11 protein-coding genes are annotated in these 15,298 nt (G+C 70.7%); 3 read left to right on the top strand and 8 right to left on the bottom strand.

Features of this window, described 5'->3' with window-relative positions:
* On the top strand, positions 1 to 879 hold the full coding sequence (locus tag C8250_RS20275) for an alpha/beta hydrolase (protein WP_138353513.1): 879 nt from the start codon (positions 1 to 3) through the stop codon (positions 877 to 879).
* Between the two features lie 16 nt (positions 880 to 895).
* On the opposite strand, the gene C8250_RS20270 is transcribed toward C8250_RS20275, so the two are convergent.
* From C8250_RS20270 to C8250_RS20255, 4 genes are all read right to left on the bottom strand, one after another.
* Positions 896 to 1,567 (bottom strand): hypothetical protein, encoded by a 672-nt coding sequence (locus C8250_RS20270; protein WP_138353514.1) that lies wholly within the window; start codon positions 1,565 to 1,567, stop codon positions 896 to 898.
* Positions 1,568 to 1,580: 13 nt separating this feature from the next.
* Positions 1,581 to 2,474, bottom strand: a complete 894-nt coding sequence (locus tag C8250_RS20265) for a hypothetical protein (protein ID WP_138353515.1) — start codon at positions 2,472 to 2,474, stop codon at positions 1,581 to 1,583.
* A 109-nt stretch (positions 2,475 to 2,583) separates the two neighbouring features.
* Positions 2,584 to 3,927 carry a putative T7SS-secreted protein gene (locus C8250_RS20260; protein WP_138353516.1) on the bottom strand — a complete coding sequence of 448 codons (1,344 nt, stop codon included), beginning with the start codon at positions 3,925 to 3,927 and terminating at the stop codon, positions 2,584 to 2,586.
* On the bottom strand, positions 3,924 to 4,223 hold the full coding sequence (locus C8250_RS20255) for a hypothetical protein (protein ID WP_187144916.1): 300 nt from the start codon (positions 4,221 to 4,223) through the stop codon (positions 3,924 to 3,926). The genes C8250_RS20260 and C8250_RS20255 overlap by 4 nt, the downstream gene beginning before the upstream one ends.
* A gap of 373 nt (positions 4,224 to 4,596) precedes the next feature.
* Here C8250_RS20255 and C8250_RS20250 point away from each other — a divergent pair, with 373 nt between their 5' ends.
* Positions 4,597 to 6,849, top strand: coding sequence for a serine/threonine-protein kinase (locus tag C8250_RS20250; RefSeq protein WP_138353517.1), 2,253 nt, complete (start codon positions 4,597 to 4,599; stop codon positions 6,847 to 6,849).
* Positions 6,850 to 6,929: 80 nt separating this feature from the next.
* On the opposite strand, the gene C8250_RS20245 is transcribed toward C8250_RS20250, so the two are convergent.
* Positions 6,930 to 11,492, bottom strand: coding sequence for an FtsK/SpoIIIE domain-containing protein (locus C8250_RS20245; protein WP_138353518.1), 4,563 nt, complete (start codon positions 11,490 to 11,492; stop codon positions 6,930 to 6,932).
* Between the two features lie 181 nt (positions 11,493 to 11,673).
* Here C8250_RS20245 and C8250_RS20240 point away from each other — a divergent pair, with 181 nt between their 5' ends.
* The gene (locus tag C8250_RS20240) at positions 11,674 to 12,678 is read left to right on the top strand and encodes a hypothetical protein (RefSeq protein ID WP_138353519.1); all 1,005 of its coding nucleotides are present in this window, start codon (positions 11,674 to 11,676) and stop codon (positions 12,676 to 12,678) included.
* Positions 12,679 to 12,713: 35 nt separating this feature from the next.
* On the opposite strand, the gene C8250_RS20235 is transcribed toward C8250_RS20240, so the two are convergent.
* From C8250_RS20235 to C8250_RS20225, 3 genes are read right to left on the bottom strand one after another with little or no spacing between them, the layout of a single operon-like run.
* Entirely contained in the window at positions 12,714 to 13,436 is a 723-nt protein-coding gene (locus C8250_RS20235) for a hypothetical protein (protein WP_244809222.1), read from the bottom strand.
* A 56-nt stretch (positions 13,437 to 13,492) separates the two neighbouring features.
* Positions 13,493 to 14,518 carry a hypothetical protein gene (locus C8250_RS20230; protein ID WP_138353520.1) on the bottom strand — a complete coding sequence of 342 codons (1,026 nt, stop codon included), beginning with the start codon at positions 14,516 to 14,518 and terminating at the stop codon, positions 13,493 to 13,495.
* Positions 14,503 to 15,162 (bottom strand): hypothetical protein, encoded by a 660-nt coding sequence (locus C8250_RS20225; RefSeq protein ID WP_138353521.1) that lies wholly within the window; start codon positions 15,160 to 15,162, stop codon positions 14,503 to 14,505. Before C8250_RS20225 ends, C8250_RS20230 begins: the two co-directional genes overlap by 16 nt.
* Between the last annotated feature and the right edge of the window lie 136 nt (positions 15,163 to 15,298).

The raw sequence follows: 15,298 nt of genomic DNA, 5'->3' as shown, positions 1-15,298 counted from the left end.
ATGATCCGACGTATCGAGGTGACCGGAGCGGGCTCCGTCCGGCTCGCCGCCTGGGATTATGCCGCCGAGTCCAAGGAGGACGGCTCCGACGACCGACCCGGGGTCCTGCTGCTGCACGGACTCATGGGCCGGGCCTCGCACTGGGCCGGCACCGCCCGCCGGCTCGCCCCCCGCTACCGCGCCATCGCCCTGGACCAGCGCGGCCACGGGCGCAGCGACAAGCCCGAGGGCCCGTACAGCCGGGAGGCGTACCTCGCCGACGCCGAGGCGGCCGTGGAGCAGCTCGGCCTCGCTCCCGTCACCCTCGTCGGGCACTCCATGGGCGGTCTCACCGCCTGGCAGCTGGCCGCCCGCCGCCCGGACCTGGTGCGGGCCGTCGTCGTCTGCGACATGCGCGCCACCGCCCTCGGGGAGGCCAGCCAGCGCGAGTGGGAGTCCTGGTTCGCCTCCTGGCCACTGCCCTTCGCCAGCCTCGCCGACGTCCGCAGGTGGTTCGGTGAGGACGACCCCTGGGCCGATCCTCCGCGCCCCACCAGGGGCGATTTCTACACCGAGATCATGGAGGAGCGTGGTGACGGCTGGCGGCCCGTCTTCGCCCGCCGCCACATGCTCCGCTCCCGGGCCCCCTGGATCCTGGACGCCCACTGGGAGGAGCTCACCCAGGTCCGCTGCCCCGCCCTCGTCGTCCGCGGTCTGGAGGGCGAACTGGGGCGTGCCGAGGCCCAGGAGATGGTCCGCGTCCTGCCCCGCGGCAGCTACGCCGAGATCCCGGACGCCGGCCACCTCGTCCACTGGGAACAGCCCACCGCCTGGTACGAGACGGTGGAGCGCTTCCTCGAGGAGTCCGCGATACCGCGACAGCGCACCGAAACGAGCTGACAGCAGGTGGTGGGCGTTATGCGCCCTCGGCTGCCTGCTCCTCCGGCGGTGTGAAGCTCACGGTGCGCAGGATCGCGACCGTCATGTCGCTGATCTCGCCCCAGTAGTCCACAGCTGCCGTGTCGAGCGTGAAGACGGCGGTGAACGGACCGGTGGGGAACGGCACATAGACCTGGATCTGGCCGGTGAGCAGCGAGGCGTCCTCGCCGGTCGCGGTCATCTCGCCGCCGATGGTGATCTCCCGCATGGAGACGGCGGAGACGGCGGGACCGCACGGCAGGTCCAGCCAGCGCGCGTCGTTGAGCGGGTCGCGGGTCATGATCTCGCGCAGTCCCAACGCGGCGACCTCGACCGACGGATGGTCGGACTCGACGGCGGAGACGGTGAACGAGCAGTGCGCGATGCCGCCGTCGTCGATGCCGAACAGGCCCATCGCCGAGAAGGCCAGGCCGCCTTCGGTCATCAGCTCGGCGAGTCCCGCGTAGAAGAGCGCCGCCGGCGTCCACAGATCGTCGTCGCCGTTGGGGAACAGCTCCCGTACGAAGTCGGCCGCGCCCGCGGCGCGTTCCTCCGGGGTGGCGGCGATCGGGAGGGGGTGGAAGCCGTCGGGGACGACGAACCACATGGGAGGTATGTCCGGTCCGCCGAGGGTGGCCGGGATGGAGGGGGTGAGATCGGAAATGGTCATGGAGTCGTGTCGCTCACAGGTCGCCGGGTCGGGGTGCCGCGGGCGCGCCCGCGTGGTCCATCAGGATCGTGTGGGTTTCGAACAGGCCCTTGCCGAGCTTCGCCGGGACGCGTGCCTCGACCCGGACGATGCCGCTCGGGAGCACGGTGAAGGCCGGGGCCTCGGCGTTCGGCGGGAGTTCGGCCACGAAACGGGCGACGCGCTCGCGCTGGCCGCCGGTCAGCTGGTCGTCGGTCAGGGTGCGGACCGTGCCGTTCAGGTGCTGGACGACCTTGGCGGCGTTGTCGGCCGAGCCGGCGGACATCCGGACCCAGGATCCGTCCGCGAAGGTGATCAGCAGGTCGGCCTTGGTCTCGGCGTACTCCCGGCGTTCCGCCCGCGCGATGCTTTCGCGCGGCGCCTCCCAGAGCACGTCCGCCGGGGCTGTGACGGACGTGATGCCGAGAACGACCAGCCGGCGGTCGGTCACCACCGCGTCGGTGCGGTAGCCCTTGGCCTGCCGGGACGGGTCGAGCTGCCACGGCAGCGTACGGGCCACGGTGCCGGGCGCCGCCCACATGACGGGGAAGTCCTCGACCTCGTTCTCGGGGTCATGCGGGTCGCCGCGCAGGGCGACGTCGCCGAAGGGCGAGCCCGGCGCGCCGCCCGCGTTGGAGATGAGGTTGAGCAGCAGCGGAATGCCCAGCCAGGCGGCGCGGCCGGCGCGCCGCGTCGTCTGCTCGCTCTTCGTCCGTGCGGTGAACTCCGGTCCCGGCGGCCAGCCGGCGGCCACCAGGTCCGGCTGGATGTCGTGGCGGCCGGTGTCCCGGTACCACCGCGAGCCGGAGACGGGCGGGGCCATCCCGGTCGCGAAGCGCAGTGTGGTGCGGAACAGCGAGGCCTCGCCCGCGTCCGGATACCAGTCCATCGTCTCGCCGTCCTCAGTGCTCGGTGCCCGCCGACCAGGGTGGGGTGGATCGGCGAGCGGTGGATCAGGGTGCGGTGGTTCCGTGGGCGCCGGCCCGGTGGGCGGTGCCTCAGTGGGCGGTGGCCGCCTGGTTGAACCGGTCGCCCGGGTGCAGCGCCTCACCGATGTGCTGCGGGACCGACCATAGCTTCGGTGCGATCTTGATCCCGGCGTCGATACCGCGGCCGAGGCCGGACATCGGGTTGATCGCCCACTTGCCCTTGCTGATGAGATCCAGGCCGCGGGTGCCGAGCCACTGGCCCTTGGCGTAGTTCTGCTCGGCGACCAGGCCGAGCCGGCCCATCATGCCCTCGGCCTTGATCAGTCCGCCGCTCTTGAGGCCCCACAGGCCGATCGTCTTGCCCTTGACGGTGAAGCTGACGGCGCCGGCCACCCGGTCGCCGACACCGACGATGTTGCGGCCGATGGTCGTCACCCCGCGGAAGCCTTCGCCGAGTTCGGCCGCGCGGCCGGCCGCCACGGCGCCGTCGGCGACCTTGACGCCCTTGGAGAACGCCCCGAGGCCGGGGACCGCGCCGAGCGCGTCCAGCCCGATGGACATCCAGCTGACGTCCGCGCCGGCCGCCTTGGCGACGAGGTGCGCCACCAGGGCGAGGGCGCTGGTGGCCACCGCCGCGCCCGCGAAGATCGCGCCGAGCGGCTCGAACGGGGCCGTGATGATGGCGAGCATGCCGAGGATGCCGCTGAGGTCGCCGAGCAGGTCACCGATCAGCTTGATCATGTCGGCGTGGTCCTGGACCCACTTGACCGTGTCGTTCCAGGCGCCCTCGACGCCGCTGACCATGCGGTGGAAGAGGCCCGGCTTGTCGGGCGCCATGTCGCCGGCCTTGTCGAGGTCGTGACTGACGGACTGCGCGGCCCGGGTGAAGCGGTTGTGAAGCTCCTCGGCCCGGTGCCGGACGCCCTGCAGGGCGGTGTCGGCGTCGGTGACGTCCTTGTGCTTCTTCTTGTTCTCGTCGGCGGCCGTGGGGCTGGGGGAGGCGCCGGGCTGGGGGTGCGGGGTCTCGGTGCCGCTCGGGAGCCCGGTGGGGTTGGAGCCCAGCGCCCGCTTGGCGTCGTCGAGGGTGTCCTGCTTGGTCGCGGCCTCGCGCTCCAGCGCGGCTGCCTCGTCCTGGAAGCCGTGCAGTTGCTCGGCCCAGCCGCCGATCGCGGTGGCGGCGCGGCCGAAGGAGTCGTGCGCCTTCTTGATCAACGGGGTGACGTCATGGGATATGTGCTGGCTGAAGGCCTTGGCCGCCTCGCCCTTCCAGTAACCGCACTCGATCTGCTGCAACTCGCTGACGGTCGTCGTCAACTCGGTCGTCAGATCGCCCAGTTGCCGGGACAGCGCCCGGGTCTGCTCGACGTCGCCGGGCGTCGGATCGAACCCGAGGTGGGGGAAACTGCGGGTCACGAGCACGTGCCTTCCGGCTTGAGGGAGTTGGCGAGCTGGAGATCGGCGTCGTCGAAGGTCTTGCCGATCTGGTCGATCATCTGGACCGCGGTGTCGGCGTGCTCGCCGATCTGCTTGACGCCGTACTTCCACTCGTCCGCGAAGTCGTGCACGTCGTCGATGAGCTTGGGCGCCCCGACACCCTCACCGTTGGCGTTGCCCATGGTCCGGCTGACGTTCTCCATGCGCTGCGCGATGGTGGAGAACGTTCTGCGCAGGTCCCCCATCACGGTTCCGTTGATCTGCAGATCACCCATGGTTCATCCCGTTGCATTCGTTGAGCGTTGGTCGGTCCGGACCTCTCGGACGGTCACATCCGTGGTCCTGAAGAACGTGCCGGACGGGAGGTCCTCATCGATTGTTCCGTCCGGGCCGCTCCGGCTGATCTTCCAAATGATGGAGATCTTGCGTGGATACGGTGTCCCGTTCGTCATGCGCCGTTGGGCGACGTCACACGGCTGGGACGTCACTGGTGCGGCTGATGGTTCCCCACCCTACGCACGGGCCCAAAGGTGACGGGCCTACAGGTGAAGGGACCGCATCCGGGGTGCGAAACCCGGCGCAATAGGCTGCCCCGTCGGGGCGACCCGACCATACGTATGCGTACACAGGAGACGGGGGTGGCTGTTGATGCAGCCATTGGAGCCGGAAGACCCGCAGAACCTAGGGGCGTACCGCCTGTTGGGACGGCTCGGCGCCGGTGGCATGGGGCGGGTCTATCTCGCCCGGTCGCCGGGCGGCCGGACCGTCGCCGTGAAGGTGGTCCGTCCCGAACTGGCCGAGGACGCGCAGTTCCGGGCGCGGTTCCGGCACGAGGTCGAGATCGCGCGGGCGGTCTCCGGGGCCTATACGGCGCCTGTCGTCGACGCCGACACCGAGGGCCGGCTGCCGTGGCTGGCGACCGCGTACGTACTCGGCCCGCCGCTCGACGAGGTGATCGAGCAGCACGGCCCGCTGCCCGAGGCGTCCGTGCGCGCGCTGGGTGCCGGGCTGGCCGAGGCGCTCGTGGTGATCCACGGCGCGGGACTCGTGCACCGGGATCTGAAGCCGTCCAACGTGCTGCTGGCCGCGGACGGGCCACGGGTGATCGACTTCGGTATCGCGCGGGCCGTCGACGGCGACCGGATGACCAGCACGGGCGTGGTCGTCGGCTCGCCCGGGTTCATACCGCCCGAGCAGGCGGTCGGCGAGGTGGCCGGGCCGGCGGGCGATGTCTTCTCGCTGGGCGTGGTGCTGGCGTACGCGGCCACCGGCCAGCAGCCGTTCGGGATCGGGACGGCGGCGTCGCTGCTCTACCAGGTGGTGCACGGCACCCCCAATCTGACCGAAGTGCCCGCTTCGCTACGGCCGTTGGTGCTGGCCTGTCTGCAGAAGGACCCGGCGCAGCGGCCGACGCCGCAGCAGATCAGCGAGGCGCTGGCTCCGGAAGGGGCCGCCTCCGTACTGCACAACTGGCTGCCGGGCCCGGTCTCCTCGACCATCGCCCAGCACGCCTCGCGGATCCTCGACCTGGACACCCCCGCCCACGGGACGGGCGCGGCCACCGTGCCGCAGCCCCCGATGCCCGGCGAGGCGCCCACGCCCCGGACCCCGACCACCCTCGACCGGACAGCGCTGGAACCCGCCGCCGCTTCCGGCGCGCGCTCCCGGCGTGGGTTCCTCGCGCTCGGCGCCGGCATCGCGGTCGCGGCCGCGGGCGGCGGGGCCGTGTGGGCGTACAGCGGGAAGGGCGGTAAGGACCCGGTGGTCGATCCGACCGGCCTGGTGACGAACAGCAAGGGGCCCACGCCGGATCCGGTGTTCACCACCCCGGCGAACGGCATGAGCCCGAAGGCGCTGTGGCGCAAGCAGGCCCTATCGCTGAGCCTGCAATACGGCGTCCCGGCCATGGCGTACGGCAATCTGATGATCATCTGTGGCAACCCGCTGATCGCGCACGACATCAGCACTGGTGAGCTGAAGTGGTCCACCCCGGAGGTCGCGGACCTTTCGCGTGAACTGGTGATCGGCCACGATCTGCTGTTCTTCAGAAGCCCTGAGGCAAACGGTGACTTCGTCGGCATCAGCCCGGTGACCGGCAAGGAGGTCTGGCGCAGCAACCTGGGCGGACGGCTCACCGACCCGAAGCCGATCGCCGCCGACGACAAGCACGTGTATCTCATCGCCACCATCCAGGATCCCAACGCCACCGAGACCAGCAAGACCCGGACGGTGGTAGCCGCCGTCGACATCGGCACCCGCAAGATGCTGTGGCAGCAGGAACGTGACCCGGGCGCCGGTGACTGGGACGTCTCGGCGACGACCGACGGCAGCTATCTCGTCTACGCCGACAACAACTACAACGTGACGGTTCGCGAGGTGGCGCACGGCAACCAGGTGTGGACGAAGAAGGTGGGCGAGGACGCCGCCTATCGGCCGGTCCTGCACGGTGACAAGGTCGTCATCGGCGGCAAGTCCATGCGCGGCTACGACCTGAAGAGCGGCGCCGAGCGCTGGTCGGTACCCGCACAGCACAAGAACGGCTTCAGCTCCCCGCTCTCCTCCGCCGACGGTGTGGTGTATGGCGCCGTGGTGCTCAAGGGCGTCTGGGCGGTCGACGCGAAGAGCGGGAACGTGCTTTGGCAGCGCGAACTCACCGACGGGACCGGGCCGTTGCAGTTCGTACGGGCCGGGGACTCCGTCTACGGGGTGTCGTACTTTCAGGAGGGAGGAATTTTCGCCTTCGACGCCAAGAGCGGTGCCCCGCGCTGGATCTACCGGAACAGCGCCAACGACGGCCTCTCCGAGGACAAGGGTGGCGCCGGCGTCTGGACCCTCACCGCCGCGGGCAAGCGCCTGCTGGTGGTCCACGGGGACCTGCTCTACGCGCTTCCCGCCGTCTGACGGGCTTGTCCCTGGGCGCATGGGCTCGTCCCACCACAGGCGTGATTCGCCTGTGGTGGGACGGCCTGGCCTCGAGGCCGTCAGGCGAGCGGCACCGTCACCGTGCGCGGTTCGCCGTCGCCCAGGTGCAGGAGGGCGCGGCCGGGGGTGACCTGGCCGCCGGCGCTGCTGCGGGCGAGGCGGACGCCGATCAGCTCGCCGCTCATCGTCTGCTGCGGTGACAGCAGCGCGCCGCGGCGGGCCTTCTTCGCGTCGACCTGCCAACCGGAGAAGCCGGAGCAGATGTCCTCCTCGCTGCCGGCCAGCACGAGCGCCCGGCGCAGGTCCGTGCCGCGCGCGATGATGTCGCGCAGGACGTCCTTGGCGTCGATGTCGCGCAGCAGCTCGGCATCGTCGAGGAGGACGACTGCCGGGCTCTCGCCCGCCGCTTCCAGCGCCTTGGTCAGATCCTCGGCGGACAGATCGCTCTCGGTGAAGACGCCCAGCACCCCTTCGGTGCCCGCGAGGTCGCGCAGCGGCGACGGCCGCGGTGCGACGACGATGATGCGGGCGCCCTGCTTGAGGTAGCTGCGGGCGAGCGACAACAGGACGGTGCTGCGGCCGGACTTGCCGGGGCCGCCGATGACGAACGCCGGCAGGCCGTCGGACAGGTCGGGGCCGTAGCCCATGATCTCATCGCCGCCGACGCCGACCAGTCCCCACAGGGGGGAGCGGGCGGCATCGGTGTCGCGCATCTCCCACGCGTCGGCGAACGACAGCCGCGACGGCAGCACGTCGACCTTGAACGGCCGCCGCGAGCGCGGCACATCGGCGTCCCGCTCCAGGACAGCCGCCCCGATGGCGGTGATCGCGGCGGCCTGGCCCTGCCCCGACGCGTCCGGGACGAGCAGCGCGACCTGCGTCTCGATGCCGGACTCGGCGCGGTAGGCGCGGCCGGGGGCTATCTCGTCCGGGACCTTGCGGGGGTTGACGCTGATGAGGGAGAAGTCGGAGCGGTCCGAGAGCCGGAACGCCATCTTGTCCTCGGTGAGGGTGGCGATCCGGCCCGCCATCAGCGTCCGGTCGCCGGTGATGATCACGTGGATGCCGACGCTCGCGCCCTCGCGGAGCATCGTGAACAGGTCGTCGGTCAGCGCCCCGTGGTCGAGTTCACCGAGCGAGGGCAGCCAGCCCTCCCAGCGGTCGAGCAGGACGACGATGTGCGCGAGCTGGTCCTCCTCGGGGACGCCGCCGCGCTGCTCGCCGATGTCCGCGTAGCCGTCGGCGGCCAGCACCTCCTGGCGGCGGGTCATCTCGGCCTTGAGGCGGCCGATCAGCCGGATCGCGCGCTCGGTCTGCGCACGGCCGACGACCGCGCCGCAGTGCGGCAGCCGGGACAGCGCGTTGAGCGCGCCGTTCCCGCAGTCGATGCCGTAGATGTGCACGTCCCGGACGCTGTGCGTACGGGCCAGCGAGCCGGCGATGGTGCGCAGCAGCTGGGAGCGTCCGGAGCGCGGGGCACCGGCGACCAGCAGATGGCCGAAGGTGCTGAAGTCCACGGCGACCGGGCGCCTGGCCTGCAGCGCCGGGAGGTCCTCGATGCCGTACGGCGCGGGCGGAAGCGCGCCCGTCGTGACGGGTACCGGCAGGTCGTCGAGGAGGAGGGTGTCGGGGAGCGCGGGCAGCCACGGGCTGTGCTGGGGCGGGATGCCGAGCCGTTCGTTGGCTTCGCAGACCGCCTCGACCAGCACCTTCAGGTCGGTGATCTCGTCCTCCTCGCCCTTGGCGCCGGCGGGGCGCCGCGGTACGGGTCGGCCGAGCTGCGACCACTCGACCAGGCCCACCCAGGGGGACGCGACCGTCGGATCCACGGCGCCGGGGCGCCGGCCGCCGACGCGTCCGGACTGGAACGGCACGAGCGAGGTCGCGCCGAGCCGGACGTAGGCCCGGCCAGGTGTGGACTTGGAGATGGTGCCGGCGTCGGGGGCGTCGATGACGTCGGACGATTCGCTGGCGTCGGTGACGCGCAGCGCGATGCGGAGGTTGGTGTTGGCGCGGATCTCGGGGGAGACGACGCCGGAGGGGCGCTGGGTGGCGAGGATGAGGTGAATGCCGAGCGAACGGCCTCGCTGGGCGATGTTGACCAGACCGGTGACGAAGTCGGGCAGCTCACGGACCATCGAGGCGAACTCGTCGATGACGATGAGGAGCCGCGGCATCGGCTTGAGGCCGGGCTGCCGCTTCATCAGGTCCGTGTAGTCCTCGATGTCCTTGGCCCCGGCCTCGGCCAGGATGTGCTCGCGGCGCTTGAGTTCGGCGCCGAGCGACTCCAGGGCGCGCTCCACGAGGTGCGCGTCGAGGTCGGTCACCATGCCGACGGTGTGCGGGAGTTGCACACAGTCCTTGAACGCCGAGCCGCCCTTGTAGTCGATGAGGACGAACGTCATCGCTTCCGGGGTGTTCGCGACGGCGAGCGACGCGACGATGGTCTGCAGCAGCTCCGACTTGCCGGAACCGGTCGTGCCGGCGATGAGCCCGTGCGGCCCGTCCTTGCGGATGTCGATCGCGAACGGCCCGTCGTAGGACTCCCCGACCACCGCCTGGGTCGAGATGGGGCTGAGCCGCCAGCGCGCGGCGATCGCGTCACCGGTCGGCGGCTCCAGCTCCAGTACGTCCAGCAGGCGGCTGGAGCCGGGGATCGCCGAGTCCTCCGCGTCACCGCTGATGTCGCGGATGGGGGAGAGGCAGCGGGCGAGCCGCGCGCACCAGGCGGGCGACACCAGGTCGGGGCGGACCTTGCGGAGCCGGGCGGCTCCGCTCTGGTCCACGCGCAGCCGGAACGAGCCGGCGGCCGGCTCCACGGCGGTGGCCGTGGACGCCTGGCTGCCTTCGTACCAGGCGTTGAGCGACGGGAAGCCGCCCTGCTGGGCCGCCGGTTGCCCGACGGGCGCCTGTCCCTGGGCCGGGATCCGGTTCTGGTTCGGGGCCTGGTTGGGGGACGGGTTCTGGGCGGGCGTCTCGAACTCCGCGATCACCACCGCCTGGCATTCGCCCGGCAGGAAGCGCTCCTCCGAGTCCAGGCACAGCGCGTACATGCCGACTGCCGGACCCTCCCGCAGCAGCGCCACGACGCCCGGCAGCGACCGCAGGCGCCGCGAGCCGTCGAAGACCACCACGATGTCCGGGTCCTTGAAGAACGCGGCATGGTTGGAGGCGCTGCCCGCCTTCTGCTTGGCCTTCTGGCGGCCGTCGAGTATCGACGTCAGCTCGGCGATCCGGGCCGCCACCGTTTCGGCGTCCGTGCCGAGCAGCGCGCTCGCGTCCTGCCCGTCGGTCGGCCGCGAATGCGGCAGCCAGCGCACCCAGTCCCAGCTCTCCTGTCCCGACGCGTCGGTCAGTACATAGAACTGCACGTCCATCGGGCTGTGCAGGGCCGCGGCCTGTGCCACCGCCCACCGGCCCATCGCCCGCACGCTGTCGCCGGGCGCGGCGAAACCGACCACGCCGAGCCGGCGCAGCTCCACCGCGACCGGTGCGTCATCGATCTCCCAGGCGACCTGCCTGCGGTGTTCGTCCTGTTCGGGGTCGTCCAGCACGACCTCCGACGGGAGCTTCGCGGTGCCGACGCGCAGCAACAGGTGGTCGGTGTCGCTGCGGCGGCGTTCCCAGAGCCGGGTGCGCGGCCCGGTCGCGGTGTTGAGCACCGTCGCCGGGTCGGGGGACGCGGCGGCCCGGTCCTGCCGCTCGGCCTGGAGGGCTTCCTGCGCGTCCGTCTCGATGCGCTCCTTGTGGGCGCGGTACTCCGTGACGGTCTTCGTGTGCGACTTGCGGCCGTTCTTCTTGTCCATGAAGTAGTTGCCGATCATCACCATCGGACTGACGACCGCCATGAGCAGGTACATCATCCGGTGCATCATGAACGCCATCGTCACGGACATGACCAGCGGCATCAGCGCCATCAGCCACGGCAGCGGCCGGGCGTTGATGTCCCCGGGGGGCGACGGCAGCCGGAAGAGCGTGGTGCGCTCGGGCGGCAGCATGCGCGGCGGCCGGTTGTAGTCGAGGGTGCTGCCGTCGTCGCCCGGGTGCAGGGCGGCGTTCGGCGGGATGTAGGGGCCCAGTTCCAGCAGCGAGTTGCCGAGCGCGATCTGCTCGCCGAGCGGCCAGTCGCGGGTGGCGCCGTCGATCGTGACCTGGCACGTGCCGCCCATCCCGACGGAGAGCACGGCCGCGCGCTCCGCCAGTTCCGAGTCCTCGATCCGGATCCGGACCGATGTGCCGCGCCCGATCTCCACCCGGCCGATGCCCAGCCGGTGCACCGCCCCCGCGTCCGGCCCGCCCGCCACCCGCAGTTCGACCACGCCGGCCGGCTCGCCCGGCAGACAGCCCGCCGGGTCGTAGAGGCTCACGACCGCGCCCTCGCGCAGCGGGGACTCCGCCACGGTCCGCGCCGGATCCACGGCGTACCCGTCGACGTACAACGCGGGCGATCCCGGCTGCCGGGCCGTTCCGCCGCTGATCGAGATGATCGCCGCGCCGTCCCCGCCGACCTGTCGGTCCAGCTCCCGCGCGATGTCGGCCACGGTCGACGCCGCGTCGGCGTCCAGCACGACATCCGCCCGGTTGCCGCCGAGCGGATCCACCACGGTCAGTGTCAGTCGCACGATCGTCCTCCGGGGGGTCCGACTAGGTCATACGGACGATATCCGCCCCACGAGTCCCAGGAACAGCCGCGCCGGGGATGCGAGGGCGCTGCGCCGCTGGTACGGCGGTCGGACGGCCGGTTCGCAGAAAGTTATCCACAGGCGGAATCGGGGGAGGAAAGGGACGAGTCATCATCGGTACATGACCACGAACCGAGTCTCTCCGCGTACCCGTCCCCGTACGGCCCGCACCGCTCGCAGCTCTCCCCGCGATGGCCACGCCCTCGCCCACCTCCGCCAGGACGGCGTCGCGACCGTCCGCCAACTGCGAGCCCTCGGTGTGGGAAGCGGAGTCCTCGCCCACCGCTGCCGCCCCGGCGGCCCCTGGCAGCGGCTGCTTCCGCGCACCTATCTCTTCCACAACGGCCCCCCGACCGCACGACAACGGACCAGAGCGGCGCTCCTGTACGCGGGCGACGGCGCGATGCTCACGGGGCCCGAGGCGTTACGGCTCTTCGGGCTGCGCTACGTACCGCCCCTGCCGGGAACGCATGTGCTCGTCCCCTGCAACCGGTACCCCGGCAGCCGGGACTTCGTCACCGTCCTGCGCTCCCGCCACGTACCGAGACCCCGCAACGTCGCCGGCTTCCCCACCGCGCCGCTGCCGCGGGCGCTGGTGGACACCACCCGGCTCGGAGCCGACCTCCAGCAGGTCCGGGCGGCCTGCGCCGAGGCCGTCCAGCGCGGCCGCTGCTCCGTCGAAGCGCTCACCGAGGAGATCCTCGGCACCTCGGCCCGCGGCATCGCCCCGATCCGCGCCGTCATACAGGAGCTGCTCGCCGGAGTCCGCTCCGTCTCCGAGGCCCAGGCCCGCGAAGTGCTGCGCACCGGCGGCCTGCCGGAACCGCTCTGGAACGCCACCCTGCTCCTCGCCGACGGCACGTTCCTCGCCACCCCCGACGGCTACTGGCCGGACACCGGCGTGGTCCTGGAGATCGACTCCCGCGAGTACCACCTCAGCCCGGCGGACTGGCACCGCACCATGAACCGCCGCAACCACCTGGCATCCCACGGCCTCCACCCCCTGGCCTTCACCCCGGCCCAACTCCGCCACACCCCGACCGACGTGATCCGCCACGTCGCCCAGGCACTGACCACGTACGCGGGCTGTGCGCCGACGCATATCCGGGCGGTGCCGATCGGTTAGGCGCGGGCGTCATGTGTGCCGGGCGCGCGGCCCGCCTACGGCTGGCACTGGGCCGCCCCTCTCTGGGACAGGACCTTGATGGTTTGCCAGATGCCCTGCTTGTTCTTCTTGAGCAGGGTGTTGTAGACGACGTACGAGTTCTTCGTGACCGGTGTCACGTCGGCCTTTCCGGTCGCCCGGTCCTTGTTGAAGCCCTTGCTCTCGTCGCCGCAATACACCAGCGACGCATTGCCGTCCGACCGGAAGGTGACCTTGCGGTCGTAGTACCGGACGGTCCCCGTGATGCTGAGGCCGTGGTCCGCGAAACGCTTGATCCACTCACTCTCGGCGGCGGCGGCTTCGCCCTCGTAGTAGAAACCGACAGCCGGAGCACTGGGCTTGCCGGCCACGATCGCCGCGTCCACCCCCCTGATCGCCTCCGCGTTGTCGGCCAGGACCGCGTCCTTCTTGGGATCGCCGGTCCTGGCTCCTTCGAAGACGTCCTTGACGTCGCTCGGAAGCGTGATCACTGGGCGTTGGACCGCGGAGGGGGTCGGCGAGACGCTCGCCGATGCCGTGGTCCGGGCGGCGGTACTGGGGGCGGCCGTGGCCTTGTCGGAGGCCTTGGTGTCGCCGCCGCAGGCGGTCAGAGTCAGAACCAGAGCCGTGGCCAGGGTGAGGGCGGTGGTCATGGGCAGTGTGGTGCGGGTAACGATCGGATCCCCCGAAAGACGCGTGGACAGGAGGTTGTTGTTGGTGCTCGGCAGTTCGGCGGTCAAGCCGTCCTTCGCGGGTCATGGCCGACGACGAGAGGCGTCGGCCATGACCGGCTGGACTACGAGGTCGGCTTGACGACGGCCTCGATCTCCTGGACGGCGACGGCCTGTTCGGACGTCGAGTAGCCGTCGTTCATGCGCTCGCCCACACCGGGCTGAGGCGTGGCGGTCGGGGTCCAGGTGACGTTCCAGGTGATCTGGGCCTTGAAGGTGTATGGAGCGCCGCCGGTGGTTGCCTTGCGGTACGTGATGTTGCAGGCCGCACTCGAGCTGTCGACCTGGTACGTGGCGCCGGACGGAGTGAAGCTGTAGTTGCACGACTGCGGGTCGGCGTTGGACGTGCCCGCGTCGATGTGCAGCGCTGAGGGGACGGCGACCACGGTGGCGGCGAGGTTCAGCGCCTTCAACTGGGCGGTGGCCCATACGGGATTAATAGGGTGGTCGAACTTCACGTACGTGGCGAGGTTGACCTTCTGATTCCCTGCGGCCGGACTCAGCGTCACCTGGCGGGAGGACAATTTGGTCGCGCCGTAGGCGACGTCGGAGAGCATCTTGGCGGTGATGACAGGTCCGGGCGGGGGAGGCGTGCCGGGGCCCGTCCACTGCCAGGAAGTCGTCGAACTGCACGGAGCTGCCGAACCGGGCGGGAGGTTCTCGTTCCGCACGAGGACCAACCACGAACCCTTGTCGCCCTTGTGGTAGTGGATGGCCTCCATTTTCGACCGTATTTGGTAGTAGTAGTCATAGACTGTTCCCGAATGGTCGGCTCCGGCCTTGTAGTACTTGGCCAACAGCAGCGCATCGAATTCCTCGGGCGTGAACGGCTCGTACCAGCAAGGGGGAGGCGTCCAGGTGGCGTCCGAGGAAGTGATCGGCTTGGAGCCGGTTTCCTCCGGGCTGGTGGTGGTCTCGACCCGGGACGCGATTTCACCGTCCTTGTTCAGCACAGTGGTCGAGCTCTGCGGAGGCTTCGGATGAATCGTGCGCCCGGCGTAGGCCGGACCCGTGGCGGCGCTCAGGGCGGCGACTGCGACCGCTGACGCCAGCGCACCCCGACCGAGGCGACGGATCAAGAGCTTTGGCATTCCTTCGCGCCTTCCTTCACGTCGTAGCTGAACACCTGCCAGTCGCCCGTGGTGCCCTTGGCGAGGACCAACGACCAGAGGGAGTAGTCCTGCGGGGACGGCGCGTTCTTCTTGACCTTGCCCGTCTTCCGGTCCTTGTCGTACCCGTTGCGCTGGTCCTCGCAGTAAGTGGCTGTGGCGGAGCTGGCGTTGGTGACGCTCGCCGTCGGCTTGTAGTAGCGGTACGAGCCGGTGATGACGTTTCCGTCCTTGCCGTACTTGATGATCGTGTCAGCGAACTCCGCGCCATGGAGCCCCGTGAAGTACCGCTTGAAGTTCGGGGTCTCCTTGTCGCTGGCCATCGCCTCCGCCTCAAGGATCGCGGTGATCGCGTACGAGGTGTCCCGCAGCACCGCCTTCTTCGTGGCGTCCGTGCTCTCGAAGCCGTCGATCTTGACCTTGACGTCGGCCGGCAGCTTGAAGGTCGGTGCGCCCGGCTCCGGCGCGGAGGCGCTCGGGGTGGTTGGGGCCGTTGTTGGGGCGGTGGTCGGGACGCCGGAGATTTTGTCGGAGGGTTTGGCGTCGCTGCCGCAGGCGGTCAGGGCCAGGGCCAGGGCCGTGGCCGTGGCGAGAGCGGCGGCGATGGGCGGCGTGCTGCGGGTCACGATGGGGTCCCCCGTGTGATGCGCGGACAGAGCGTTGAGGCTCGACGCTACCGGTGATGTCCGAGCGGTTATAGGGACCCTGCCCGTTCTGTGACCGGGTCCGCACGGCGGGGTCACATTCCTGGGCGGAAGTTGT

The sequence above is a fragment of the Streptomyces sp. So13.3 genome (genome assembly GCF_005860785.2).
GTDB lineage: Bacteria > Actinomycetota > Actinomycetes > Streptomycetales > Streptomycetaceae > Actinacidiphila > Actinacidiphila fildesensis.
Note: the sequence above shows the minus strand (reverse complement) of the source record. Positions and strands in the feature narration are given on the sequence as shown.